The 2573-nt window shown below is 62.3% G+C and carries 1 protein-coding gene; it reads right to left on the reverse strand.

The window, feature by feature from the left end; translation table 11 throughout:
* Nucleotides 1-2547, reverse strand: a 2547-nt coding sequence (locus EN984_RS37920; protein WP_206517522.1) for a hypothetical protein, incomplete at its 3' end; no start/stop codon positions are given.
* Nucleotides 2548-2573: the final 26 nt, after the last annotated feature.

The following is a 2573-nucleotide window of genomic DNA, read 5'->3' on the forward strand; positions in this document are numbered from 1 at the left end:
CTGCAGCACGGCGTTGGTCACGGGGTTGATGCGATTGATGGTGCGCGGTGCTTCCGAGACCGGCGCGAGTTGTCCGCCGATGACGCGCATGACCGCGCCGGCGATCGCCACGATCTGATACTCGCCCTGCGCAAAGTCTTCGGCGATCGAGATGAAGTCCCCGACCGCAAAGCCGGCCCAGTTGCCGCCGTCGGTGCGCGTGATAATGCCGCCCGCCGTCGTCGTGGCCACATCCACCGACTTGTTGAGCGTGATCACATCCTTATCGAAGGCGGTGATGGTGTGCGGCCCGTCCGCCACGCTGGCCAGCGTCGGTCCGCTCAGAACCAGGATCGAGTTGTCATTCGGATCCGCGCCTTCGGCCGGATTGGCCGGATTGATCAGCGCATCATTGATGGCGACGATCGTCCAGACGCCCGGCAGGTTGTCGATCTTCACCGTTTGGCCGACGAGGAAGCCCATCGCTTTCCAGTCGAATCCGGTGCGCACGATGGTGCCGCCGTTGACGCCGGATGGCGTTATGTCGAACGTGCTCGTCACCTGCACCGGCGGCGCAGGATTGAGCGTGCCCTCGATGACGAGCTTGTCGTTGCCTTCACCGAGCATCAGATTGACCACCTCGATGGTGCTCTTGGTGCTGTCGGTGCCGAAATCGCCGTTCTGGTCGACGCTGATGCGTCCGAAGCTGATGCCACCCGGGAAGAAGCCGGATTCACCGAAAGTCGGATCGCCGGTCACACCGAGCCCCAGGCTTAGATTGTCAGCCATGTTGAAGCCGGTGAGCGTCGTCGCCGTCATCACGCCGCCGACATCTTCCTTGCTGGTGTCGTTGAAGATGTTCAGCACGTCGATCTGTTGCGATTCCGGCGGCTGCTGGCCGATCGCGATCAGGAAGTCGTCGGCTTCGCCTGGCAGCTTGAGGCCGTTCTCGAGTGAACGGTCGGCGCCGGTGACGCCGCCCTCGACAGCCAACGGTCCGCGCAGCTTGGACAGGTAATGGCCGGAAACCGGGAAAACCTTGACGCCTTCGCGGGTGATCGGCACTTCGTATTCGGTGTCGGCGCGCAGTTCGACCGTCTGCTGCTGGTAGTAGTTGGCCGGCGTGAACACGGCCAGGGCCGCGGTGCGAACCACGTGCACATCGTTCAGCGTGGCGCCGAGATGCGGCAGGATCTGCGCGACATTGGTGCCGGTGATCTGGATCGAGGTGTCCTTGGTGTCGTTGTCGCCGCGGATGATCGCGATCTTGAAGTCGCCGATCAGATTGTCGGCCGTATCGAACACGCGGATCCACTGTCCTTCGAGGAAACCGAATGACAGCCAGCCATCGTCCTTGTCGCCAAGTCCGGCGATGGTGATCCGGTAGGTCGGCACAAGTCCTTCCATGACCTGCTCGAAGCGGATATTGCCGGTGTACTCGCCGTCCCGCGCCAGATCGGACAGGATGACGTCGTCCTTCGCGCCTGTCGCTGCCAACAGCCTGTCGACCTTGAAGAACTTTCCGTCCGCATCGATCGAGGTGATGAAATAGTCGCCGCTGCCGGCGCCGGCATTGCCGATGCGTATCTGCTGGCCGACGAAGAAGCCTTCATCGACGAAGCTGCCGAGATCGGCACCGGTGCTACGCGTGATCTTGCCCAAGCCACCTTCGTTGGAGAAGACAAGATTGCCGTCGAATATCTGCGTTGGCCTGAGGCCGCCAATGATGCTGTATCCGGAGCCGGGCGTGACCGCGACGCCATTGACACTAACGACATCCGCCAGACCGTCCGTTAGTACCGCGACGCTGACGTTGGTCGACGGCGCCTTGGTCAGCCGGATCGTATAGTCGTCGGTGTCCGATCCATCGCCGTTGAGCAGCGTATTGCCTTCACTCTCCAGCACAACCGCGCCGGCGCTGTCATTGTCGATCACGTCGATGTCGACATAGCCCGGGCCTGAGCGCAGGTTCGGGAAGACATAGTTGTGGTTGGCGTCGACTGTCAGCGCCTGGTCGAGCTGGAAGAAGATCGCCGCCGTGTGCGGGTCCTCACGCGGGATGTCGTCGCGCGCTTCGATGCCGACGCGCACCGCATCGTTCCAGTTGCCGCTGTCGAAAGTGATGCGCCAGTAGCCGTCGGCACCCTTGAACATGCGGTTGTCGAGACCGTTCGGATCATCGACGTCGTAGATCATGATGTTTTCGTCGCTGAACTCGTTGACGTACAACTTGACGACGATCGTGTCGCCCGCGTCGGGCGCCTTGGCGAGCTGCACCAGCAGTTCGTCATTCAGCTTGGTCGTGGCATTGCCTTCGATGACCAGCGAGCGGCCATCTTCGGTGTTCGTGCCGGGCGTCACCTCGGTGACATAGATTCCGGGCGTGTCGTTGTCACGCAGGTCGACCTCGACGTTGCGCACGTCCGCCGCGTCGAAGGGATCGCCGTTCGGATAGGCCGCGGCCAGCAGTGCCGGTGCGACACCGCTGGTGTCGGAGATGACACTGTGCTGGACGACGACCACTCGATCGCCCTCAGCGCGCAAATCGTCGGGCGCATAGAGGTACACGTTCTGCGCCGTGTTCCAGTTGGTAC

It is taken from the genome of Mesorhizobium sp. M7A.F.Ca.CA.004.12.1.1, from assembly GCF_003997835.1.
Lineage (GTDB): Bacteria > Pseudomonadota > Alphaproteobacteria > Rhizobiales > Rhizobiaceae > Mesorhizobium.